Here is a 22,294-nt window from a genome sequence, read left to right as displayed (position 1 = left end):
ATGGCTGCCGACAGACCCGTTTCCCGCAAAGCTGACGCCGCGGCCGCACGTCCGTGGCGGGGCCTGATCGCGGCCACGCTGGCACTGGCCGTCGGCTGGGGCGGGATCGTCTACGCCGCCAACAACAGCGTGCAGGGTGGCAAGAAGGAAGCGGAGGGCGGTTTCGACGGCGACGCGCCGACCGCGATCCTGATCGAGGCCACCAGCGGAAGCGTGTTGTTCGAAAAGAACGCCGACGAGTTGCGGGCGCCGTCGAGCATGCTGAAGCTGATGACGACCGAGGTGGTGTTCAACGCCGTCAAGACCGGCAAGGTCAAACTGACCGACGAATACCGCATCAGCGAAAACGCCTGGCGCAAAGGCGGCGCGCCGGCGGGCGGCTCGACCATGTTCGCCATCCTCAACAGCAAGGTTTCGGTCGACGATCTTCTGAAGGGCGCGATCATTCAGAGCGGCAATGATTCCTGCATCGCGCTCGCCGAGGGGATGGCTGGAAACGAGAAGATCTTTGCCGCCGAATTCCTGACCAAGCGTGCGCGCGAGCTCGGCATGACCAGGTCGACCTTCGGCAATTCCAACGGGCTGCCCGATCCCGCCAATAAGATGACGGTGCGCGAACTGGCTGTCCTCGCGCGCCATATCATTCAAACCTATCCGGACATGTACAAGCTGTTCGCGGAGAGGGAGTTCACCTGGAACAAGATCCGGCAACAGAACCGCAATCCGCTGTTGAACTCGCTTAGCGGTGCCGACGGGCTGAAGACCGGTTTCACCAAGGAGGGTGGCTACGGGATGGTCGGCTCCGCCGTCCAGAACGACATCCGGCTGATTGTCGTGATCAACGGGCTCGAAGACCCCGACGATCGCGCCTCGGAAGCCAAGAAAATGCTGGAATGGGGGTTCCGCAATTTCGAGGCGCGGACGCTGTTCGCCGCCAATCAACAGGTCGGATACGCCAAGGTGTTCGGCGGTGAAAGCCGATCGGTCAAGCTTGCGAGCCGCGAGCCGATCAAGGTGATGGTGCCGAAGAACGGCAACGAAAAACTGATCGCGCGCCTGGTCTATAGCGGCCCGGTGCGGGCGCCGGTCGCCGAGGGCCAGCCGGTCGGAGTGGTGCGGGTCTGGCGCGGCGGCAATGTCGCGATGGAGGCGCCGGTCTATGCTGCGGAGGCGGTCGCGACCGGTTCGACGATGCGCCGGGCGATCGACGGCGCCAGCGAGCTTGTCATCGGCGTGTTCCGCGCGAGCACAGAGAAGCTCTGATTATGGCCGAAGCAACGGTTAGCCGGCCTTCGGGACGCGGAAAGTTCATTTCGTTCGAAGGCGGCGAGGGCTCCGGAAAGTCCACGCAGATCAAGAAACTGGCCGACCGCCTTGCAACGGTAAAACTGCGCGCGATCGTCACCCGCGAGCCCGGCGGCTCTCCGGGCGCCGAAATCATCCGTCATGTCGTGCTGTCGGGCATGGGCAAGCTGCTGGGGCCGGAGGCGGAAACGCTGCTGTTTGCCGCCGCCCGCGACGACCATGTGCGCACGGTGATTCAGCCGGCGCTCAGCCAGGGCATTTGGGTGCTTTGCGACCGGTTTTCGGATTCGACCCGTGCCTATCAGGGCCGGCTGGGGCAGGTCTCGCCCGCCGTGCTCAACGCCATGCAGCGGGTCACCATCGGCGATCTCAAGCCGGACCTGACCATCATCCTCGATATCCCCGTTGAAGTCGGACTGAAGCGCGCCGCCGCCCGCCGCGGCACCGGCGCGCCCGACCGTTTCGAGGCAGAGGACGTCAAGTTTCATCAGGATCTGCGCGATGCCTACCAGCAGATCGCCGCGGAAGATCCGAAGCGTTGCGCGTTGATCGACGCGAATGCCGATACCGACACGGTCGCCGCCCGCGTTTGGAAGGCGTTGCGCGATCACCTGTTCGCTATTTCCTCGACGGCGAGTTCCGCATGAGCGCCCGCAAGGTCGAGCAGGACACCGCAGTCCGGCATCCCCGCGAAACGCCTGACCTGTTCGGGCATCGCGATGCCGAGATCGCACTGATCAACGCCTACCGCAGCGGCCGCATTCCGCATGCCTGGCTGATCGGTGGCGCGCAGGGCATCGGCAAGGCGACGCTGGCCTATCGCATGGCGCGGTTCGTGCTGACGCATCCCAACCCGTTGTCGCCAGCGGTGCAACGCGCGGAGACGCTTGCCGTAGATCCCGCCGATCCCGTTGCGCGGCAGGTTACCAATGGCGCCCATGGCGGGCTGTTGGTGCTGGAGCGCAGTCTGAACGACCGCGGCGTGATGCGCACCGTCATCACCGTCGACGAGACGCGCGAGACGATCTCGTTCTTCGGCTCGACCGCGGCGGTCGACGGCTGGCGGGTCTGCATCGTTGATACCGTCGACGAGCTCAATCCCAATGCGGCGAATGCGCTGCTCAAGATTCTCGAAGAGCCGCCGCAGCGATCACTGTTCCTGCTCGTCAGTCATTCGCCGGCGCGGGCGCTGCCGACCATCCTGTCCCGTTGCCGCAAATTGCCGCTGCGGCCGCTGGCGACTGGCGACGTTATCCGCGCCGCCGCACAGGCTGCGAACATGATGGCGGATGATCCCGCGCTTGCGGAAGCGGCAGAGGCGGCGGAGGGAAGTGTCTCACGCGCGGTCACGCTGCTCGGAGGCGATGCGCTGAAATTGCAGCAACGGACCGCGGCGCTGCTGGCGACCCTGCCGCATGTCGACCCCCGCGAATTGCATGCGCTGGGTGACGCTCTGGGCGGCAGCGACCGCGTGGCCCTTGCCGCCTTCGTCGATGGCGTCGATCGCTGGATCGGCGAAAAGCTGCGCGCTGATGACGCCAACGCCAACCTGCCGCGCCTTGCACGGCTGGCGGAGGTATGGGAAAAGATCATCCGCGCCGCGCGCGATACGGAATCGTACAATCTGGAACGAAAACCGCTGGTTTTCTCGGTATTCGGGATGCTCGCGGAAGCCACGCGGTGACGCTCCGTTTGATATCAATCCGGACAATCTGATTTGAACGCTTAAAGGAAATTCGTGGTGGCGAAGGCTAACAAGAAAACCTCCAAAAAGAAAAAGGCCAAGGCCCGCAAGTCTTCGCCAGCGCGCACCACCAAAAAGGCTAGCGCTAAAAAGCGCGTCGTGAAGAAATCGCGCAAGGCGTCGAAGAAGGCTGCCAAGAAAACCGTCAAGAAATCCGTGAAGACAGCAAAGAAGGCCGTAAAGAAGTCTTCTAAGACACCTTCGAAGAAACCGGCGAAGAAATCAGCGGCCAAGAAATCCGTTGCAGTCCCCAAAACGCCGAGTGCCGTCGACAGGACCTCGTCAGCCGAAAAGAAGCCTGCCGCAGCGCCGCGTGCGAAGGCGCCTGCTGCCGCGGCGCCGGCCCCGGCCGCGCCGCGGGACAAGGTCTTCTATGTCACGACGCCGATCTTCTACCCGAATGGCATACCGCACATCGGGCATGCCTATACCGCAATGGTCACCGACGCGATCGCCCGCTTTCAGCGGCTCGACGGCTTCGATGTCCGGTTTCTGACGGGAACCGACGAGCACGGCCTCAAGATGCAGCAAACCGCGGTTGCGGAGGGTCTCACGCCGCTGGCTCTTGCGGATCGCAACTCCGCGCGCTTTCGCGACATGATGACTGCGCTCAACATTTCATACGACGATTACATCCGCACCACCGAGCCGCGCCACAAACGGGCATGCCAGGCACTCTGGAGCGCGATCGAGAAGAACGGAGATATCTATCTCGACAAGTACGCCGGCTGGTATTCGGTCCGTCAGGAGGCTTATTTCGACGAAGCGGAAACCACCGTCGGGGACGATGGCATTCGCCGCGAGCCGCTGGGCTCGCCGGTCGAGTGGACCGAGGAAGAGACCTATTTCTTCCGCCTGTCGGCCTATCAGGACAAGTTGCTCGCCCTCTATGCTGACGTGACCGACTTCGTGCTGCCGCGCGAGCGGCTCAATGAAGTTGCGAGCTTTGTCAAAGGCGGCCTGAAGGATCTATCGGTCTCGCGAACGACGTTCGACTGGGGCATCGAGGTGCCGGGCGCTCCGTCCCATGTGATGTATGTCTGGATGGACGCGCTCACGAATTACATTACGGCTGCCGGCTATCCCGACGTTGAGAGCGCCGAATTCCAGCGTTACTGGCCGGCCAATCTGCACGTCACCGGCAAGGATATCGTGCGTTTCCACGCCGTCTACTGGCCCGCCTTCCTGATGTCGGCCGGCGTCGAGGTCCCCCATCGTGTCTTCAGCCACGGCTTCCTGCTCAACCGCGGTGAGAAGATGTCGAAATCTGTCGGCAACGTCGTTGATCCCTTCGCCATGGCGGCGCAGTACGGCGTCGATCAGATACGCTATTTCTTCATGCGCGAAGTGTCGTTCGGCCAGGACGGCAGCTACAACCACGAGGCCATCGTCGCGCGCGTCAATGCCGATCTCGCCAATGATCTCGGCAATCTGGCGCAGCGTTCGCTTTCCATGATCGCCAAACAACTCGGCGGCATCTTGCCGGAGCCCGGTGAATTCAGCGACAACGACAAGGCGATCCTGGCACAGGCCGATGGAATGCTCGAAGCGTCGCGCACGGCGATGGCGACGCAGCAGATCCATCAATGGCTGAGCGCGGTGTGGGCCGTGGTGGCGGAAGCCAACCGCTATTTCGCGGGCGAGGCGCCTTGGGCGCTGGCGAAGACCGATCCGGCGCGGCAGAAGACCGTGTTGTACGTGACCGCGGAAGTCGTGCGCCAGGTCGCCATCCTGGCACAGCCAGTGATGCCGGAATCCTCAGCCAAGCTGCTGGACAGTCTCGGTATCCCCCAAGATATCAAGTCGCGTAATTTTGCAGCACTACCCACGCGCATCGCCGCAGGTACAGCCTTGCCAGCGCCGGTCGGGGTGTTTCCGCGCTACGTCGAACCAAAGGCAGATTGATCGGTTCGAACGCCATGCTCGTCGACAGCCACTGCCATCTCGACTTTCCCGATTTCGCCGACGATCTCGACGGCATCGTCGCGCGCGCCGAGACGTCAGGCGTCGGTCGCATCGTCACCATCTCGACGCGGGTGAGGCGGCTCGGCGGCCTGCTGCAAATCGCCGAGCGGTTTCCGAATGTCTATTGCTCGGTCGGCACCCATCCGCACCACGCCGACGAGGAAGACGGCATTTCCGCGGCCGAATTGATCGAACTGACGAAGCATCCGAAGGTCGTGGCGCTGGGCGAGGCGGGGCTGGATAATTTCTACGATGACGGCTCCCCGGAAGCGCAGGAGCGCGGCTTTCGCGCCCACATCGCCGCCGCGCGCGCCACCGGCCTGCCGCTGGTCATACACACGCGCGACGCCGATGAAGGTTGCGGTCGCATCCTCGAAGAGGAAATGGCCAAGGGGCCGTTTCGAGCGGTGCTGCATTGCTACACTGGCGGGCGCGAACTGGCGATGCAGGCGATCTCGCTGGGACTTTCGATCTCGTTCACGGGCATCCTGACGTTCAAGAAATCAGAGGCCTTGCGCGAACTCGCCGCAGAACTGCCGGCCGACCGCATCATGGTCGAAACCGATGCGCCATATCTCGCGCCCGGCAAATTCCGTGGCAAGCGCAACGAGCCATCCTACGTGGTCGAGGTGGCCAAGGTGCTGGCGGAGGCGCGCGGGGTTTCGCTTGAGGAAATATCGCGGCAGACCACCGAGAACTTCTTCCGCCTGTTTTCCAAGGTGCCTGCGCCGAAAGCGGTCGCATGACGCTGACGCTGACGATCCTCGGCTGTGGTTCCTCCGCCGGCGTGCCGCGTCCGGCGCTCGGTTGGGGCGCCTGCGATCCCAACAATCCCAGGAATCGGCGCCGTCGTTGTTCGTTGCTGGTTGAGCGCACGGGCGCCCACGGAACCACGCGGATCGTGATCGACACTTCGCCCGACCTGCGCGAGCAATTGATCGACGCTAATGTCGACCATATCGACGCGGTGTTTTTGACGCATGAGCACGCCGACCAGACCCATGGCATCGATGATTTGCGTTCGGTCGTGCTGCACCAGCGCCGCCGCATTCCCACCTACTTCAATCAGTCGACCGCGAAAGACATCATGGCGCGGTTCTCTTATTGCTTCATCGCGCCCGAGGGTAGCGATTATCCGCCGATCCTGACGCGTCATTCCATCGAAGCCGGCGAGAGCCACACAACACAGGGGAAGGGCGGCCCGGTGGAGCTTTCCGCCTTCCTGGTTCACCACGGCAAGATTCCCGCGCTGGGATTTCGCATTGGGGATGCCGCCTACACACCCGACCTCCACGACATTCCCGAGGAGAGCTGGCATGCCCTCGAAAACCTCGAACTCTGGGTCATCGACGGGCTGCGCTATGCCGGGCATCCCAGCCATTTCAGCATCAACGACGCGCTGTCCTGGATCGGACGCTTCAAGCCGCGCCGCGCCGTCATCACCAACATGCATTCCGACCTCGATTACGAGGTGCTGCGCCAGAGCCTGCCGGCCGGCGTGATCCCGGCTTTTGACGGGATGCGCCTGACGCTGGAGCGGGCGGGCTAAGGGCCCAGCCGGCGCGGCGGAACTTCGTCGGCACGAACTGATTATCACCGGAGTTTCCGCTTCCAGGAGTGAGCCGAGATGATCCGCCGCCTGTTGGCCGCACCGGTCCTGTGGGTCTGGCTGATATTGCCGGCGGCCGGCCTGGACGCCGCATCGATCAACAATGCAGAATTTGAATCTGCAAGACCTCCGGCAGAAAGAAAAGTCGATCCGCTCGTCGTCAAGGTGCAGGTCCTGCTCGATCGCGCGCGGTTTTCTCCGGGAGAAATCGACGGCAAGCTCGGCGAAAACGCGCAGAAGGCGTTAAGGGCTTTCGCCGAGGCGAAGGGTTTGAAGCCGGCTCAGGCACTGACGCCGGAGGTATGGAATGCGCTTACCGGGACAAGCTCGGATGCCGTCGTTATCGAGTACAAGATTTCCAGTGACGATATCAAAGGACCCTTCCTGGAAAAGCTTCCCGCCAGGATGGAGGCCATGCGAGACCTCAAGACTGTTGGCTATACGAGCCCGCGTGAGGGCCTCGCCGAGAAATTTCACATGAGTGAGGGACTGCTGGAAGCTCTGAACCCCGGAAAGAAGTTCGATAAGGCAGGTGAAGCGGTTTGGGTCACGGCCGTGGCCGGCAACGACGCCAAATTGAAGGCTGAACGGATTGAGGTGGATAAATCGCGCCAGACCGTAAAGGTCTTTGCCTCCTCCGGCGAGCTTGTCGCGTTCTTTCCAGCGACGGTCGGGAGTAAGGAAAAGCCAACCCCCAGCGGTATGCTCAAAGTCGTGTCCGCCGATGCCAACCCGAACTACCGCTATAATCCCGACTACAAATTCAAGGGTGTCAGATCAAAAGAGGCCTTCACCATCAAACCCGGCCCGAACAACCCCGTGGGAATCTATTGGATAGGGCTTTCAGCGGAGGGGTATGGCATCCACGGCACGTCCAACCCTTCGACGGTCAGCAAGTCTGAATCCAACGGTTGCGTTCGGCTGACCAATTGGGATGCCGGCTTGCTGGGCAAGAGCGTCAAGAAGGGAACAGCGGTCGTTTTCGTCGAGCAGCCGCCGGCGAGCGGAAAGAGCTAGATCGTCCGAGCGCGGTTCAAGCCGAACCACTTCCTGTCATCACCAACAGGATTATGAAGTGCTGCGTCAGACTCTGCAGGCTGGCGTGATCGGGCCCATGACGGTTGATGCTGGAGCGGGTGGAGCAAACGGACTACGTTGGGGAAAAAGCAGGGGTAGTGTAATGATCGGCCTGTTCTTCGAAGTTCAGACGAGGCCCGGGCGCCGGGACCAGTATCTCAATCTCGCCGCTTCACTGAAGCCCGAGCTTGAGGCCATGGGCGGCTGTCTTTTCATTGACCGCTTCAGGAGTTTGACACAGGAAAACCTGCTGCTGTCCTACCAGATATGGCAGGACGAGGGCGCCCTGACGGCCTGGCGGGCCCATGGCCACCATCACGAGGTCCAGACGGCCGGCCGCGAGAAAGTCTTTTCGGACTACCGCATTCGCGTCGCTCAGCTCGTTCACGAAGAGCGGCCGGGACAACCTGTCTGGCAGCCGAAGAAGCGGACGCCCTACAACGACCCTTCCCGCCGTCCGCCGACCTATGTGCTGGCGGCGGAATCGCGAAGCGCCGAACTTTCAGTCTCAACCGATTGGCGCCGCGACGCGTTCACGAGCGTCTATCGCGAAGGACAGTATGCCCACCTGATCGACGTGCCGGACGAAGCGGGCGGTGCCGCATTCGGTGCGCGGCTATTTGCCGATCCCACGACGGAATATTTCCGCGTCTTCGAGGTCATGCGCGACTACGGCATGTACGAGCGGGCCGAGGCGCCGCAGTATTATCCGCCGGTCAGGAGAGAGCAGGTGTAGTTCGTAGGGTGGGCAAAGCGAAGCGTGCCCACCATTCTCGAGGAATTCGACGAACGATGGTGGGCACGACGCCTACGGTCTACGAATTCACGCCGAAATCGCCTTTGCCGAATCCACCTGATTGCGCAGCAGGAACTTTTGAATTTTCCCCGTCGACGTCTTCGGAATAACGCCGAACACCACGGCCTTCGGGGTCTTGAAGCCGGACATGTGGCCGCGGCAGAACGCGATGATGTCGGCTTCGGTTGCTTTCGCGCCTTCTTTCAGCTCAACGAAGGCGCAGGGCACTTCGCCCCATTTCGGATCTGGCTTCGCCACGACAGCTGCGAACAGCACGGCCGGATGCTTGTAGAGGATGTCCTCGACTTCGACCGAGGAGATGTTCTCGCCGCCGGAAATGATGATGTCCTTGGAGCGGTCCTTGATGATGACGTAGCCGCTCTCATCGAGCACGCCGAGATCGCCGGTGTGAAACCAGCCGCCGGCAAACGCCTCCTGCGTCGCCTTCTCGTTCTTCAGATACCCCTTCATCACGATATTGCCGCGGAACATCACCTCGCCAATGGTCTCACCGTCGCGCGGCACTTCGCGCATGGTTTCGGGGTCGAGCACGGTGACGCCTTCCTGCAGCGGGTAGGGCACGCCCTGCCGGCGCTTGAGCTGGGCGCGTTGATCGGCCGGCAATTCATCCCAGCCCGGCTGCTCGGCGCAGACCGACGCCGGGCCATAGACCTCGGTCAGGCCGTAGACATGCGTCAGCTTGATGCCGATGCTCTCGGCGCCTTCGAGCACGGCAACGGGAGGCGCGGCGCCGGCGATCAATCCGGCCACGGGCCGCGCCTTGGCGCCCTTGGGGGCGCCGGGCGCATTGATCAGCGTGTTGTAGACGATTGGCGCGCCGCACATGTGGGTGACGCCGTGTTTGGGGATCAGTTCAAAGATCTTCGACGGGTCCACCTTGCGCAGGCAGACATTGACGCCGGCGGAGGCCGCGACCGTCCACGGAAAGCACCAGCCGTTGCAGTGAAACATCGGCAGCGTCCAGAGATAGACCGGATGCTGGCCGAGATTGCCCGCCAGGATGTTGCTGACGGCATTGAGATAAGCGCCGCGATGATGGGTCACGACGCCCTTCGGGTTACCCGTGGTGCCCGACGTATAGCTCAGCGCGATCGCGTCCCATTCATCGCCGGGCAGGAGGGCAACGAAACCGGGATCGCCCTGCGCTACCGCCGCCTCATACTCAAGTTCGCCGATCCGCGTGCCGCCGGCAAATGCCGCATCGTCGACGTCGATGACATAAGGTTTGAGTCCCTTCATCAGCGCCAGCGCTTCCGTGATCACGCCGGAAAATTCCGGATCGACCAGGATGATCTTGGCGCCGCCATGATCGAGCTGAAACGCAATCGAGGGCGCGTCGAGCCGGATGTTGAGCGCATTCAGCACCGCGCCCGCCATCGGCACCGCAAAATGCAGTTCGTTCATTGCGGGAATATTCGGCAGCATCGCCGCGACCGTATCGCCGTTGCCGATGCCGCGGCCGGCGAGATAGGAGGCAAAGCGACGGCAGCGCTCATAGGTCTGCGACCAGGTGAAGACGCGGCCTTCGTAGACGGTGCTGACGGCGTCGGGGTAAACAGCCGCGCTGCGTGCGAGGAAGCTCAGCGGCGTCAGCGGCACGTAATTCGCCGGCGTCTTGTCCAATCCGATGCTGTATTGACCTTGGTCTGGAGTTTGGGCTGCGCTCATCGGCTCTGTCCCATCGCTAAAATGTACCTACAAGAACCCGATCGAAATCCACGGGAAGATCGCCACAATAATAAGTCCGACCATCAGCGCCAGCAGATAACCCCAAATCGGCTTGATCCCTTCGGCCGGATCGACGCGTCCGATGGCGCAGGCGGCATAATAGCCCACTCCGAACGGCGGCGCGAATAGCCCGATACCCATCGCCAGGATAACGATCATGGCATAATGGACCTCGTGCACGCCCACCGCGCGGGCGATCGGAAACAACAGCGGCCCGAACAGCACGATGGCCGGAATGCCCTCGAGCACGCTGCCGAGGATCACGAAGGCCACGATCGACACCGCGATGAAGGTCGCCGAACCGCCGGGCAGGCCGGTCATGGCCGCCGCCAGCGTCCGCGAGAAGCCGGACTGGGTCAGGCCCCACGCCATCCCGGTGGCGCAGCCGATGATCAGCAGGATGGCGCCCGACAGGCACGCCGTCTCGACCAGCATCGGCATGATCCGCCGCCAGTCGAAATTGCGGTAGATCAACTGCCCGTAGATCAGGTAGCCGACCACGAAGGCGTAGACGATCCCGATCGTGGACACCTCGGTTGCGGTCGCGATGCCCTCGACCACGGCGTAGCGGATCACGAAGGGCAGCGCCACGGCGGGCAGGGCGATGATGAACGCACGGACGATCTCGCCGCTGGTGGCTCTCGCAACATGTGTCAAATCCTCGTCGCGGTAACGCCACCACACCAGCGCCGACAGCGTGATCGCCAACACCACGCCCGGCAGCAGACCGCCGGTGAACAGCGCCGCAATCGATACGCCGGTGACCGAGCCGATCGTGATCAGCACGAGGCTTGGCGGAATGGTTTCGGTCTGGGCACCGGTGGCCGAGAGCAGGGCGACCAGATCGCCCGGCTTGGCGCCGCGCGCCTTCATCTCCGGAAACAGCACAGGCGCCACGGCGGCCATGTCGGCGGCCTTGGAGCCGGAGATACCTGAGACCAGGTACATCGCGCCGACCAGCACGTAATGCAGCCCGCCCCGGACATGGCCCAGCAGGCTGGCCAGGAACGCCACCATGGCGCGCGCCATGCCGGTCATCTCGATCAGCAACCCCAGAAACACGAACAGCGGCACCGACAGCAGGATGAGATGGCTCATGCCCTCGTCCATGCGGCCGACCAGCACCATCAGGGGCGTATTGGTGGTCAGCGCCAGATAGCCGTACGTCGCCAGCCCGAATCCGAACGCAATGGGAACGCCCGCGAACACGCAGAAGCCGGCCACGCCAACGAAGAAGATGACCAGGTTGAGGTTGCCGAGCGGCTTCAGCGAGCCCTTCAGCAACCAGAAGGCCGCAATGACCAAGGCAACCGACAGGATGGCCGCGAAAACGGTACGGGCGTTGCCCGCACGTATCAGGCGCAGGAACGCAAACAGCGCCATCAGCGCGATGCCGACCGGCAGCGCCGCCGCCCGCCAGATATTGGTGACCTGCAGCGCCGGCGTGGTGATGTAGCTTTCCTCATAGGCGTACTCAAAGGCCGGCCAGGCGATCATTAGAAGGAACGCCAGCGCGGCACAGGTTGCGACCAGATCGAGATAGGCGCGCAGCGCAGGCTTGGCGCTCGCGACCACGGCCGTCATCCGCATGTGCTCGGCACGCCTGAACGCCACGGCGGCCCCCAGCATCGCCAGCCACAGGAACAGCATCGAGGCCAGTTCGTCCGACCAGATCAACGGCCGGTGCATGCCGTAACGCGCCACCACGCCGGCGAACAGGATCACGATCTCGGCGACCACCAAAAGCGCCGCCGGGATCTCAACCAGCATCCCAAGGAAGTTTTCTATGGACGCGAGCAGGGAGCGGCGGCGAGGGGGCTCAGCCACCTCGCCGGTCACGGTCTCGGTCAGTTCGGCATGAGCCATCGCAGCGCCCTGCACCACAGCATGAACCAAAGACAGGATAGGGGTGACCCCTATCCGGCTACGACAGCTTGCCGACGGACTTTTCCAGCAGCTCCCAGGCCTGTTCACCGTATTTGCCCTTCCATTCCGCATAGAAGCCGGCCGAGCGAAGTTTGTCGCGGAACGGCGTGACATTGGGCTGGTTGAACGCAAGGCCTTTGCCGGCCAATTCCTGCTGCAGTCCGGCATTGAGCTTGGCGACGTCTTCGCGTTCCTTGACGCCCGCGGCGTTGATGTTTTTGGCGACGATGGTCCGGACATCCTCCGGGAGTTTTTCCCACGCGCGGCGGTTGGCCAAGAACCAGAAGCCGTCCCACATGTGGTTGGTCAGCGAACAGAACTTTTGCACCTCGTAGAGCTTGGCGGTCGAGATGATCGCCAGCGGGTTTTCCTGGCCCTCGACGATCTTGGTCTGCAGCGCGGAATAGACCTCGCTGAAATTGATCGAGGCGGGCGCCGCATCGAACGCCCTAAACATCGAGGTCCAGAGCGGCGAAACCGGCACCCGGATCTTGAAGCCCTTGAGGTCCTCAGGCCCGTTGATCGGCTTGCTCGACGACGTGGTCTGGCGGAACCCGTTGTCCCAGATCTTGTCCATGACCACGAGGTTGGCCTTGGTGATCTCGCCGCGGACATAGGCGCCCAGCCCGCCATCCATGGCCTTCCAGACCGTGTCGTAATCCGGGAATGCGAAGCCGATGCCGCTGATGGACGCCGCCGGCACCAGCGTCGCCAGGATCAGGCCTGACAGCGTGAAAAACTCGACGCCGCCGGACCTGATCTGGCTCAGCATGTCTGTGTCGGAACCGAGCTGGTTGTTGGGGAAAATCTGCAGGTCGAACCGGCCATTGGTTTCGGCCTTGATCGCCGCCGCCATCTCCTTGGCGCGGGCGTTCAACGGATGGCCGTCCGGGAGATTGTTGGCGTATTTGTAGGTGAATTCGGCGGTCTGGGCGCGCGCCACGAACGGGGCGCCGATGCCACCCAAAACCGCTGACGCAGCGGATGCCTTGAGAAGCGTGCGTCGTGAAAAACTCATCTGGTTTCTCCCTTGAGGGTTGTTGTTCTTGAGACCCGATCCCATGCGGACCGGATGCTGCGAGCGATCTCGCCGGGGCGGCTTATTGCAGCGTCCGCCGGCCGCGGCAATATCGGTTTTCGGGACGCAGCCGCGAGCAGTCATGCGTTGGCTTTTGCCGGCTGTCTGAGGCTGCGCTCTAGATCGAAAAGCCGGGCCAATCTGATCTGGCTTAGAAGGAATTCGCGCTAAATATCTGATCTAATTGTAGATATAAATATTCCATAATATACCTTATGCGAATCTAGGATATTGCGCATCAGGCACGAGGCGGCACGGCTATGCCGCTCGAAGCCCATTCCTATCGTCCTTTGAACGTCGGCTTCCGCCGCTCCAGGAACGCCGCGACACCTTCCTTGTGATCTTCGCTCAGGCTCGCCAGCGCGAACTGGTCGACGTCCATGTGGCTGGTGAGATCGTCGAGCGCGTGGGTGAGCCGGTTGACGGTCAGCTTGGTCATGGCGACCGACAGCGGCGGCTGGGCGGCGACCTTGGCCGCGAGCGCCATGGCGGCGTCGAACGCCTGGCCGGGTTCGGCGACCTCCTCGACCAGCCGCCATTCATAGGCCTCGGCTGCGGTGATGCGGTGGTCGGCCAGGACCACGGCCTGCTTGGTCCGGGCCGGTCCCATCAGGTGCAGCATGCGCGGCACGCTCTGCCAGCTCATGTTCATGCCGAGCCCGATCTCGGGCACGCGCATGTGGGCGTCGCGGGCCATGACGCGGAAATCCAGCGCCACCGCCAGCGCGACGCCGCCGCCGACGCAGAAGCCTTCGATGGCGCCGATCGTGATCTGTTCCATGTCCTGCCAGGCCCGCGTCAGGCGCGGACCGAGCTTCAGATGGCGGCGCAGGGTGCCGAGGTCCATGGTTTTCCGCGCCCGACCCTCGGGGTCCTTGAGATCGAAGCCGGCCGTGAACGCCTTGGCGGCGCCTGTCAGCACCACGACCGAGGTCGCGCCGTCATCCTCAAAACTGCGGGCGGCATCGGTAAGCTGGCGCATCGCCTCCGGCGACATCGCGTTGATGCCATCGCCGCGGTCGAAACGTACGACCGCGATGCGGCCGTCAGGCCCAAGGCCTTTTTCAATGGTGACAAACCCGGTCAAGCGGCGTCTCCCTGCCGTTATTTTTGAGAACCTTAGCGCACAAATGCGCGGTCGGCCCGCGCGCTGTTTGCATGCCGGCCCCTCCTGCCCGGCGGTGCAACCGGCAGCGTCTGAGCTCACAAATGGCCGGTACGCTGATGGTCGGGTTTGCCTCCCGGCACCGGAAAGCGGATCGTGGTGCCAAGCGTGATCCAGTTGGCGTTTTCGCCCGATATATTGTGGCCAAAGATCAGGTCGACCGAGAATATGTCGTTCGGCCGGTAGCGAATGCCGGTCTGAAACCGCGGCCGGATCGCGCTGGGCTCGTCCGACTGGCCGGCCTGGCCGAACGCTTCGATGGTCCACTGCAACGTGTCCGAGAGTTTCCAGTCAAAGCCGGCGCCATAGACCAGGTAATGCCGGTCGGCCACGCGGTCCCACATCCAGCCGCCGTTGAGATTGATCCGCATCGTCTCGGACAGCCTGTACGTCACTGGCACGACCGCGAACGCGGTAAGGTTATCTCCGGTCAACGCATCGAATGATCCGCCTGCATAAAACGACAGGCCGAACCTTCCCACGCCGGTCGGAATGAAGTTCCACTTGGCCTTGGGCGTGAGGCTGGTGCTCCAGTCGCCGTCGCTGCGCGACCGGACGGTCTGCATGCTTAATTCCACCGGCCTGAAAATATTGACCGCGCAGGATGGATTGGCCACGGCTGTGAAATCCGTGTTGGTCGCCGCCTGCAGCCAGCTCTCGACCTTGCAGGATCCGGACTCGGCAATGTCGGCGGCGTCGACCGCATAGGCGCCGTTGGCGGCGCGCGCATCGCCAGCCGGAAGCCAAAGCCAAGCCGAAATGGCCGCTGCCGCCAATGTTGCGATGCGCCCCGCCCCAATCCCCATGGCCAGATGCTAGCTGAGTCTTCGCCTCGACATAGCCCGGATTCTGCGACTATCTTGGCCGCATGACAGGCCATGACCACGATCACCACGACCATCATCACCACCACGATCACGACCATTCGGAATTGTCGGAGACCGAGCTGCGCGTGCGCGCGCTGGAATCGATCCTGACCGAAAAGGGCTATGTCGATCCGGCGTCGCTCGATCTTCTGATCGACCTGTATGAAAAGAAGATCGGTCCGCGCAACGGCATCCGCGTCGTCGCAAAAGCCTGGAGCGATCCGGCCTATCACGCGCGGCTGATGAAGGATGCGACGGCGGCGATCGCCGAGCTCGACTATAGCGGGCGACAAGGCGAGCACATGGTGGTGGTCGAGAACACACCCGAACAGCACAACATGGTCGTCTGCACGCTCTGCTCCTGCTATCCGCATCCGGTGCTCGGGCTGCCGCCGGTGTGGTACAAATCCGCGCCCTATCGTTCCCGCGCGGTCTCCGATCCGCGCGGCGTGTTGCAGGATTTTGGTGTCGCCCTGCCCGAAACGACAAAGATCCGCGTCTGGGATTCCACCGCTGAAATCCGCTACCTCGTGTTGCCGATGCGGCCCAAAGGCACCGAAGGCTGGAGCGCCGAGCAGCTCGCCGAACTCGTCACCCGCGACAGCATGATCGGCACCGGACTGCCGAAACAGCCCGGCGAGACCGCCTGATGGACGGCGCGCATGACATGGGCGGCGCCAAGGGCTTTGGCCCCGTCGTGCCCGAGCCGAACGAGCCGGTGTTTCATGGCGAATGGGAGCGCCGCGCGTTCGCGCTGACGGTCGCGATGTCGCGTCCCGGCGGCTGGAACATCGACATGTCGCGCTTTGCGCGCGAGAACCGTCCGCCCGAGGATTACCTCAGCAAGAGCTATTTCCAGATCTGGCTGGCCGGTCTGGAAACGTTGATGATCGAACGCGGACTGGTGACATCAGAGGAAATCGAGGCCGGCAAGGTGCTCTCGCCGCCCAAGCCCGACGTCAAGACCCTGCCCCCGCAGGACGTCGTGCCGACGATCCGGCGTGGCGCCTCGACCGAACGCCCGGCAACGTCGCCTGCGCTGTTCGCGGTCGGCGAAACGGTGCGGATGAAAGAGATCCATCCGCAGACGCATACGCGGCTGCCGCAATATGTCCGCGGGCATCTCGGCACGATCGAGCTCAATCACGGGTGCCATGTGTTTGCCGATCTCAATTCGCTCGGCGTCGGCGAGAACCCGCAATGGCTCTACACCGTGCGGTTCGACGGACCGGAATTGTGGGGCAAGGACACCGACCCGACGCTCAGCATTTCAGTCGACGCCTGGGAATCCTATCTGGAGCGCGCGTGATGAATTTGACCCCGCAACAGGCGATGCGGGCGGCCGTTGCCGTCCCCGGCGTGCCCCGCGACGAGGATGGCCCGGTGTTCCGGGAGCCCTGGGAGGCCCGCGCCTTCGCCATGGCGCTCGCACTGCACGAGGCCGGGGTGTTCACCTGGAAGGAATGGGCGGAGACGCTGGGCTCAGAGATCAAGCGCGCCCAGGCCGCCGGCGATCCCGATACGGGCGAGACCTATTACCAGCACTGGCTGGCGACGCTGGAGACGCTGGTCGCCGCCAAGGGCGTCACGACGTCGGATGTCCTGCACCGCTATCGCGACGCGTGGGATCACGCTGCCGACCGCACCCCGCATGGTGCGCCGATCGAGCTGACGCCGGGTGATTTCGGTTAGCCTCGCGTCTGCGCCCTTTGAGGCCCGTCATTTCCAACGCGTCGATCGCCCGCGATCGGCCGACGGTGCCTGAACCATCCAATCAATGGATCATTCGATCCAATAATTAATCTGTCGCGGCATCGGTCCCTGTTTACTTCGCCAATCCGGGCTGCATAGTCTAATCAGGAAAATAAGGCTGTCGGCCAACGATGCCGGCAACGACAAATAAAACATCGAGGGAGGACGATCATGAAGCGAAGAGATTTTCTCGGAGCTGGCGCCGCGACGTTTGCTTTGGCTGCCACGGGCGGCATCGGCAGTGCGGGACGCGCGTTTGCCCAGACCAAGATGGTCATCAGAGCATCGGACGTTCATCCGCTCGGCTACCCGACGGTCGAAGCCGTGGTGCGCATGGGCAAGAAGCTGGAAAAAGCCACCGACGGCCGCCTTACCATTCAGATGTTCCCGTCGATGCAGCTTGGCGGCGAAAAGGAGATGATCGAGCAGGCCCAGCTCGGCGCGCTGCAGATGGCGCGGATTTCCGTCGGCGCCGTCGGCCCGGTCGTGGACGACGTCAATGTCTTCAACATGCCGTTCGTGTTCCGCGATTCCAAGCACATGGAAGCGGTGATCGATGGTGAGATCGGCGACGAGCTGCTGGCGAAGATTTCGGCGAACGAGAAGACCAATCTGATCGCACTGTGCTGGATGAATGCGGGCTCGCGCAACATCTACAACAGCAAACGGCCGATCAAGACGATGGCGGATTTGAAGGGCCTCAAGGTCCGCATGATGGGCAACCCGCTGTTCGTCGATACGATGAACGCGCTTGGCGGCAACGGTGTCGCCCTGGGCTTCGACCAGGTCTTCAGTTCGATGCAGACCGGCGTGATCGACGGCGCGGAGAACAACCCGCCCTCCTTCATCGCCCAGAACCACAATCAGGTGGCAAAATACTTCACCATGACCGAGCACCTGATCATCCCCGAACTGCTCGTCTTCTCGAAGATCTCGTGGCAGAAGCTGACGCCTGCGGATCAGGCGCTGATCAAGAAGCTGTCGAAGGAATGCCAGGCCGAACAGCGGGTGCTGTGGCACGAGGCGGAGAAAGTCGCGATCGACAAAATGAAGGCCGCCGGCACCGAGATGATCATGGACGTCGACAAGAAGCCCTGGCGCGATGCGGTCAAGCCGGTGTGGGACAAGTACGGCGCCAAATACGCCGAGATGGTCAAGCGCATCGACGCCGTGAAGTAGGGCTTGGCGAATGACTACGCAGTCCGGCGTGGCCGGCGATCCCGGAGCCGGGCTGTTCCGCAGCGCCATGAATGCGGTCTACTGGACCGCCGCCGCGATTGCGTGCGTGGCGCTGGTCCTGGTCTCCGCGATCATTCCCTGGGCGGTTTACACCCGCTATGTCCTGAACAGCGCCTCGTCCTGGCCCGAGCCGCTGGCCGTCTTGCTGACGGTCGGCATCACCTTCATCGGCGCCGCGAATTGCTATCGCCAGCGCATCCACATGAACATGACCGTGGGCACCGATCTCCTGCCCCCTCGCCTGCGCGGGGCGGCCGCCGTGATCAGTGAGCTGCTGATGGGTGCCGTGGCGGTTTTCATGGTGGTGTGGGGCATGAAGCTCGCGCTGGCGACCTGGGGGAATTCAGTCGATGAGTTTCCCTGGCTTTCCGTCGGCATCACTTACCTGCCGATCCCGATCAGCGGCGCGATGATGCTGCTGTTCGTGATCGAACGGCTGACCATCGGGCCTCCGCCGTCAAGCGGCGGCGATCCCCACGTCCCTATCGAATAGCGTTTCTCTTCCAGCACGGACGTCCGATGGATATCGCGGTTCTCCTTCTCAGCATGTGTGTGTTCTTCGCCATCGGCATGCCGATCGCCTATGCTATGGCGCTGTCCGCACTGGTCGGCGCGCTGTGGATCGACCTCCCGGTCGCCGCGGTCATGCAGCAACTGGCCAGCGGCGTCGGCAAGGTATCGATGCTGACCATTCCGTTTTTTGTCCTCGCCGGGGCGATCATGGCCGAGGGTGGCATGGCACGGCGGTTGGTGGACTTTGCCGCCGTCATCGTCGGCTTCACGCGCATGCGCGGCGGGCTGTCGCAAGTCAACATTCTTGCCACCACGATCATGAGCGGCATCTCCGGATCTTCCGTCGCCGATACGTCCGCGATCGGCTCAGTCATGATCCCGCAGATGGCCAAGAAGGGTTACCCCCGCGTCTTCGCAACCAACGTCACCATCAGCGCCTCGCTGCAGGCCATCGTCGTTCCGCCGAGCCACAACGCCGTGATCTATTCGCTGGCGACCGGCGGGGTCGTCTCGATCACGAGCCTGTTCCTGGCGGGAATCCTGCCCGGCTTGCTGTTGGGCTTTTCGCTGATGCTGTTGTGCTTGTTCTACGCCTATCGCGACAAGCATCCGAAGGGCGAGCCGGTGCCGATCCGGCAGGCCGCCAAAATGCTGGTCGAAGCCCTCTGGGGCATCGTGACGCTGGTGATCGTGCTCGGCGGCATCCTCACGGGCGTCTTTACGCCGATCGAGGCCGGCGCCGTGGCCTGCGTCTGGGCGTTCTTCGTCACCATGTTCATCTACCGCGACTACAAATGGTCGGAACTGCCGCAGCTGGCCTACCGGACGCTGCAGACCGTGGCCATGGTGCTGACACTGGTCGCCACCGCATCCTGCTTCGGCTACATTGCCGCCGTGATGCAGATGCCCGCCAAGATGACGGAATTCTTCGTCGCGATTTCAGCCAACAAATACGTGCTGCTGATGTGGCTCAACATCATGCTGCTGGTGCTGGGCACCGCGCTCGATCTCGCGCCGCTGTTGCTGATCTGCACGCCGATCCTGCTGCCGGTGGTCAAGAGCTTCGGCATCGATCCCGTGCATTTCGGCATCGTCATGCTGCTCAATCTCGGCATCGGCCTGTTGACGCCTCCGGTGGGCACGACGTTGTTCGTCGGTTGCGCGATCGGCAAGGTGTCAGTGGACGACATCATGCGCGAGATCTGGCCGTTCTACTACGTGATGTTCGCGGTGCTGATGCTCGTGACCTACATCCCGGCGATCTCGCTGTGGTTGCCGCACTCGTTCGGATTTCACTAGCGCTTACGTGCCGGCATATTCGCGCCAGCCCTTGGCGCGCAACGCGCAGGCCGGGCATTTGCCGCAGCCATAGCCCCAATCGTGCTGGTCGCCCCGCTCGCCGAGATAACAGGTGTGGGAATGTTCGCGGATCAGGTCGACCAGCCCTGCCCCGCCGAGGTCATGTGCAAGCTTCCAGGTCGAGGCCTTGTCCAGCCACATCAGCGGCGTGTGCAGTTCGAATTGTCTGGCCATGCCGAGATTGAGCGCGGACTGCAGCGCCTTGATGGTCTCGTCACGGCAGTCCGGGTAGCCGGAATAATCCGTCTCGCACATGCCGCCGATGATGTGGCGGATGCCGCGCCGGTACGCCAGCGCCGCTGCGAAGGTCAGGAACACGAGATTGCGGCCGGGAACGAATGTATTGGGCAGTCCGTCCTCGCCCATCGCGATCGCGACATCGCGCGTCAGCGCGGTGTCGGAAATCTCCGCCAGCGTCGGAATCTCGAGCGTATGGCTCTCGCCGAGCCTCGAAGCCCAGTCCGGCCGCAATGATTTGATGCCCGATAGCAGACGATCCCGGCACCCAAGCTCAATTGCGTGACGCTGGCCGTAGCTGAATCCCAGCATTTCGACCCGCGCGAAGCGCTGCAGGGCCCAGGCCAGGCAGGTGGTGGAATCCTGTCCGCCGGAAAACAGCACCAGCGCGGTTTCGGATTGGGACGGATCGCTCATGGAGCCCCATTACCATCCCCGGGCGCGCAGGCCAATCGGTGGAAATCAACCCGGTTTCGGCGCGTTCCGCTGGGATCGGTCAGCCGCTTGCGGCATAAAGCCGTGTCTTTCCTCTCCTGGCGTCGGTACACCCATGACCCCTTCCCGCGATATTTCCCGGCTGCTCGAAATCATGGCGGCGCTGCGCACGCCGGTCACCGGTTGTCCGTGGGATCTCGAACAGAATTTTGCGACGATCGCGCCCTACACCATCGAGGAAGCCTATGAGGTCGTCGACGCCATCACCCGCGGCGATCTCGACGATCTCCGTGAGGAACTCGGCGATCTCCTGCTGCAGGTCGTCTATCACGCACGCATGGCCGAAGAACAGAACGCCTTTGCTTTCGGCGACGTCGTCGAGGCGGTCACAAGAAAGATGATAAGGCGGCACCCACACGTCTTCGCCGACAAGGACGGCAACATCCAGCCGGCCGGCGTCAAGAGCGCCTGGGAGCGCATCAAGGCCGAGGAAAAGGCCGAACGCGCCGTGCGCCGGCCGCCGGAGTCGGCTGGACCCAAATCGTTGCTGTCGAGCGTCAAGGCCGGTCAGCCCGCGCTGACGCGCGCGATGGAATTGCAGCGCAAGGCCTCGACCGTCGGCTTCGACTGGAACGATCCCCGAGCCGTGCTGCACAAGATCCGCGAGGAGGCTGACGAGATCGAGGCCGCGCTCGACAAGGGCGATGCGGAAGAGCTCGCAAGCGAGACCGGCGATCTCCTGTTCGCCCTGGTCAATCTGGCGCGGCATGTCGGCGCCGATCCCGAAGCAGCGCTGCGCGGCACCAACGCGAAATTCGAGCGCCGCTTTGCCTACATCGAACGCGCGTTGGCGGCGAACGGACGTTCATTAGAAGTGGCGACACTGGAAGAGATGGACGCGCTGTGGGATGAGGCGAAACGCAAGGAGCGGTCGGCCGCCCGCTGAACCCATACGGTGGGCATGCACGAAGTCGTGAACGGGCAGTCCTTCAGGTGGTGTCGGTTCGACACCGTCTTACTCGTCCTTGGGGTATCGATAATGACGATCCCGGAGGGGCAGCATGACTGCGAACAAATCAGAGGAAATCAAAATACGCCGTTTGATTGAAGAATGGGCTCTTGGGGTACGCTCCCGCGAAATAGAGGCCGTCCTCGCTCACCACACCGGCGATATGGTGATGTTCGACGTGCCGCCGCCTGTCGAATTGCGCGGCATTGACGCCTATCGAAATTCGTGGACTGCGTTCTTCAACTGGCTCGAAGAAGGAAGCGGCATGTTCGAGATCGCTCAGCTCGATGTAAAAGCTGGCGACACCGTCGCATTCGCCACGGCATTACTCCGGTGCGGAACAAGAGCCTCGCTGGAGAAGGACAGCACACCCCAGCTGCGCCTGACTGTCGGCTTGCGGAAAGTTGACGGTGCATGGAAAATCGCGCACGAACACCATTCGTTTCCCGCCGAGCCATAGTGCGCCAGGA

Annotated in this window: 22 protein-coding genes; 16 read left to right on the top strand and 6 right to left on the bottom strand. The window is 62.8% G+C overall.

The window, feature by feature from the left end:
- From JQ574_RS10575 to JQ574_RS10540, 8 genes are all read left to right on the top strand, one after another.
- Window positions 1–1,263 (top strand): D-alanyl-D-alanine carboxypeptidase family protein, encoded by a 1,263-nt coding sequence (locus JQ574_RS10575; protein ID WP_212208699.1) that lies wholly within the window; start codon window positions 1–3, stop codon window positions 1,261–1,263.
- A gap of 2 nt (window positions 1,264–1,265) precedes the next feature.
- A complete protein-coding gene (gene tmk, locus JQ574_RS10570) occupies window positions 1,266–1,952 on the top strand; it encodes a dTMP kinase (RefSeq protein ID WP_212208700.1) in 687 nt (228 codons plus the stop codon).
- Window positions 1,949–2,989 carry a DNA polymerase III subunit delta' gene (locus tag JQ574_RS10565; RefSeq protein WP_212208701.1) on the top strand — a complete coding sequence of 347 codons (1,041 nt, stop codon included), beginning with the start codon at window positions 1,949–1,951 and terminating at the stop codon, window positions 2,987–2,989. Before tmk ends, JQ574_RS10565 begins: the two co-directional genes overlap by 4 nt.
- 57 nt (window positions 2,990–3,046) lie before the next feature.
- A complete protein-coding gene (gene metG, locus JQ574_RS10560) occupies window positions 3,047–4,954 on the top strand; it encodes a methionine--tRNA ligase (RefSeq protein ID WP_212208703.1) in 1,908 nt (635 codons plus the stop codon).
- Between the two features lie 14 nt (window positions 4,955–4,968).
- On the top strand, window positions 4,969–5,760 hold the full coding sequence (locus JQ574_RS10555; RefSeq protein ID WP_212208705.1) for a TatD family hydrolase: 792 nt from the start codon (window positions 4,969–4,971) through the stop codon (window positions 5,758–5,760).
- Window positions 5,757–6,563 (top strand): MBL fold metallo-hydrolase, encoded by an 807-nt coding sequence (locus tag JQ574_RS10550; RefSeq protein ID WP_212208707.1) that lies wholly within the window; start codon window positions 5,757–5,759, stop codon window positions 6,561–6,563. Before JQ574_RS10555 ends, JQ574_RS10550 begins: the two co-directional genes overlap by 4 nt.
- Window positions 6,564–6,641: 78 nt before the next feature.
- Window positions 6,642–7,640, top strand: a complete 999-nt coding sequence (locus JQ574_RS10545) for a L,D-transpeptidase (RefSeq protein ID WP_212208709.1) — start codon at window positions 6,642–6,644, stop codon at window positions 7,638–7,640.
- Between the two features lie 58 nt (window positions 7,641–7,698).
- Entirely contained in the window at window positions 7,699–8,436 is a 738-nt protein-coding gene (locus JQ574_RS10540; RefSeq protein ID WP_312014653.1) for an antibiotic biosynthesis monooxygenase family protein, read from the top strand.
- An 87-nt stretch (window positions 8,437–8,523) separates the two neighbouring features.
- Here JQ574_RS10540 and JQ574_RS10535 read toward each other — a convergent pair whose 3' ends face one another.
- From JQ574_RS10535 to JQ574_RS10515, 5 genes are all read right to left on the bottom strand, one after another.
- A complete protein-coding gene (locus JQ574_RS10535; protein ID WP_212208712.1) occupies window positions 8,524–10,185 on the bottom strand; it encodes an acyl-CoA synthetase in 1,662 nt (553 codons plus the stop codon).
- 27 nt (window positions 10,186–10,212) lie between these two features.
- Window positions 10,213–12,111 carry a TRAP transporter large permease subunit gene (locus tag JQ574_RS10530; protein ID WP_212383484.1) on the bottom strand — a complete coding sequence of 633 codons (1,899 nt, stop codon included), beginning with the start codon at window positions 12,109–12,111 and terminating at the stop codon, window positions 10,213–10,215.
- Window positions 12,112–12,169: 58 nt separating this feature from the next.
- Window positions 12,170–13,189 (bottom strand): TRAP transporter substrate-binding protein, encoded by a 1,020-nt coding sequence (locus tag JQ574_RS10525; protein ID WP_212208715.1) that lies wholly within the window; start codon window positions 13,187–13,189, stop codon window positions 12,170–12,172.
- Between the two features lie 340 nt (window positions 13,190–13,529).
- On the bottom strand, window positions 13,530–14,336 hold the full coding sequence (locus JQ574_RS10520; protein WP_212208716.1) for an enoyl-CoA hydratase/isomerase family protein: 807 nt from the start codon (window positions 14,334–14,336) through the stop codon (window positions 13,530–13,532).
- 116 nt (window positions 14,337–14,452) lie between these two features.
- Window positions 14,453–15,220, bottom strand: a complete 768-nt coding sequence (locus JQ574_RS10515) for a hypothetical protein (protein ID WP_212208717.1) — start codon at window positions 15,218–15,220, stop codon at window positions 14,453–14,455.
- 62 nt (window positions 15,221–15,282) lie between these two features.
- Here JQ574_RS10515 and nthA point away from each other — a divergent pair, with 62 nt between their 5' ends.
- The 6 genes from nthA to JQ574_RS10485 all read left to right on the top strand — a co-directional run bounded on the left by nthA (window position 15,283) and on the right by JQ574_RS10485 (window position 20,083).
- The gene (gene nthA / locus JQ574_RS10510; RefSeq protein ID WP_212208719.1) at window positions 15,283–15,930 is read left to right on the top strand and encodes a nitrile hydratase subunit alpha; all 648 of its coding nucleotides are present in this window, start codon (window positions 15,283–15,285) and stop codon (window positions 15,928–15,930) included.
- Window positions 15,930–16,589, top strand: coding sequence for a nitrile hydratase subunit beta (gene nthB / locus JQ574_RS10505; protein WP_212208721.1), 660 nt, complete (start codon window positions 15,930–15,932; stop codon window positions 16,587–16,589). The genes nthA and nthB overlap by 1 nt, the downstream gene beginning before the upstream one ends.
- Window positions 16,589–16,972: a nitrile hydratase accessory protein gene (locus JQ574_RS10500; protein ID WP_212208723.1), complete on the top strand. Its 384-nt coding sequence runs from the start codon at window positions 16,589–16,591 to the stop codon at window positions 16,970–16,972. Before nthB ends, JQ574_RS10500 begins: the two co-directional genes overlap by 1 nt.
- A 231-nt stretch (window positions 16,973–17,203) precedes the next feature.
- The gene (locus JQ574_RS10495; protein ID WP_212208724.1) at window positions 17,204–18,211 is read left to right on the top strand and encodes a TRAP transporter substrate-binding protein; all 1,008 of its coding nucleotides are present in this window, start codon (window positions 17,204–17,206) and stop codon (window positions 18,209–18,211) included.
- A gap of 10 nt (window positions 18,212–18,221) precedes the next feature.
- Entirely contained in the window at window positions 18,222–18,764 is a 543-nt protein-coding gene (locus tag JQ574_RS10490) for a TRAP transporter small permease (protein ID WP_212208726.1), read from the top strand.
- A gap of 26 nt (window positions 18,765–18,790) precedes the next feature.
- Complete coding sequence (locus JQ574_RS10485) at window positions 18,791–20,083, top strand: TRAP transporter large permease (protein WP_212208728.1); 1,293 nt, start codon at window positions 18,791–18,793, stop codon at window positions 20,081–20,083.
- A 3-nt stretch (window positions 20,084–20,086) separates the two neighbouring features.
- Here the strand turns inward: JQ574_RS10485 and queC are convergent, their stop codons facing one another.
- Complete coding sequence (gene queC, locus JQ574_RS10480; protein WP_212208729.1) at window positions 20,087–20,797, bottom strand: 7-cyano-7-deazaguanine synthase QueC; 711 nt, start codon at window positions 20,795–20,797, stop codon at window positions 20,087–20,089.
- Between the two features lie 133 nt (window positions 20,798–20,930).
- Here queC and mazG point away from each other — a divergent pair, with 133 nt between their 5' ends.
- On the top strand, window positions 20,931–21,761 hold the full coding sequence (gene mazG / locus JQ574_RS10475) for a nucleoside triphosphate pyrophosphohydrolase (RefSeq protein ID WP_212208730.1): 831 nt from the start codon (window positions 20,931–20,933) through the stop codon (window positions 21,759–21,761).
- 115 nt (window positions 21,762–21,876) lie between these two features.
- Window positions 21,877–22,284 carry a nuclear transport factor 2 family protein gene (locus tag JQ574_RS10470; RefSeq protein ID WP_212208732.1) on the top strand — a complete coding sequence of 136 codons (408 nt, stop codon included), beginning with the start codon at window positions 21,877–21,879 and terminating at the stop codon, window positions 22,282–22,284.
- The last annotated feature ends 10 nt before the right edge of the window (window positions 22,285–22,294 follow it).

The sequence above is a fragment of the Bradyrhizobium sp. AUGA SZCCT0158 genome (genome assembly GCF_018130065.1).
Lineage (GTDB): Bacteria > Pseudomonadota > Alphaproteobacteria > Rhizobiales > Xanthobacteraceae > Bradyrhizobium.
Note: the sequence above shows the minus strand (reverse complement) of the source record. Positions and strands in the feature narration are given on the sequence as shown.

Excerpts from the sequence above, each read along its gene's own strand:
- JQ574_RS10530 (WP_212383484.1), bottom strand. The coding sequence starts at position 12,111 with ATGGCTCATGCCGAACTGACCGAGACCGTGACCGGCGAGGTGGCTGAG.
- JQ574_RS10470 (WP_212208732.1), top strand. The coding sequence starts at position 21,877 with ATGACTGCGAACAAATCAGAGGAAATCAAAATACGCCGTTTGATTGAA.
- JQ574_RS10565 (WP_212208701.1), top strand. The coding sequence starts at position 1,949 with ATGAGCGCCCGCAAGGTCGAGCAGGACACCGCAGTCCGGCATCCCCGC.
- JQ574_RS10490 (WP_212208726.1), top strand. The coding sequence starts at position 18,222 with ATGACTACGCAGTCCGGCGTGGCCGGCGATCCCGGAGCCGGGCTGTTC.
- JQ574_RS10545 (WP_212208709.1), top strand. The coding sequence starts at position 6,642 with ATGATCCGCCGCCTGTTGGCCGCACCGGTCCTGTGGGTCTGGCTGATA.
- JQ574_RS10550 (WP_212208707.1), top strand. The coding sequence starts at position 5,757 with ATGACGCTGACGCTGACGATCCTCGGCTGTGGTTCCTCCGCCGGCGTG.
- nthB (WP_212208721.1), top strand. The coding sequence starts at position 15,930 with ATGGACGGCGCGCATGACATGGGCGGCGCCAAGGGCTTTGGCCCCGTC.
- mazG (WP_212208730.1), top strand. The coding sequence starts at position 20,931 with ATGACCCCTTCCCGCGATATTTCCCGGCTGCTCGAAATCATGGCGGCG.
- queC (WP_212208729.1), bottom strand. The coding sequence starts at position 20,797 with ATGAGCGATCCGTCCCAATCCGAAACCGCGCTGGTGCTGTTTTCCGGC.
- JQ574_RS10575 (WP_212208699.1), top strand. The coding sequence starts at position 1 with ATGGCTGCCGACAGACCCGTTTCCCGCAAAGCTGACGCCGCGGCCGCA.
- JQ574_RS10500 (WP_212208723.1), top strand. The coding sequence starts at position 16,589 with ATGAATTTGACCCCGCAACAGGCGATGCGGGCGGCCGTTGCCGTCCCC.
- nthA (WP_212208719.1), top strand. The coding sequence starts at position 15,283 with ATGACAGGCCATGACCACGATCACCACGACCATCATCACCACCACGAT.
- JQ574_RS10535 (WP_212208712.1), bottom strand. The coding sequence starts at position 10,185 with ATGAGCGCAGCCCAAACTCCAGACCAAGGTCAATACAGCATCGGATTG.
- JQ574_RS10525 (WP_212208715.1), bottom strand. The coding sequence starts at position 13,189 with ATGAGTTTTTCACGACGCACGCTTCTCAAGGCATCCGCTGCGTCAGCG.
- JQ574_RS10515 (WP_212208717.1), bottom strand. The coding sequence starts at position 15,220 with ATGGGGATTGGGGCGGGGCGCATCGCAACATTGGCGGCAGCGGCCATT.
- JQ574_RS10555 (WP_212208705.1), top strand. The coding sequence starts at position 4,969 with ATGCTCGTCGACAGCCACTGCCATCTCGACTTTCCCGATTTCGCCGAC.
- JQ574_RS10495 (WP_212208724.1), top strand. The coding sequence starts at position 17,204 with ATGAAGCGAAGAGATTTTCTCGGAGCTGGCGCCGCGACGTTTGCTTTG.
- tmk (WP_212208700.1), top strand. The coding sequence starts at position 1,266 with ATGGCCGAAGCAACGGTTAGCCGGCCTTCGGGACGCGGAAAGTTCATT.
- JQ574_RS10485 (WP_212208728.1), top strand. The coding sequence starts at position 18,791 with ATGGATATCGCGGTTCTCCTTCTCAGCATGTGTGTGTTCTTCGCCATC.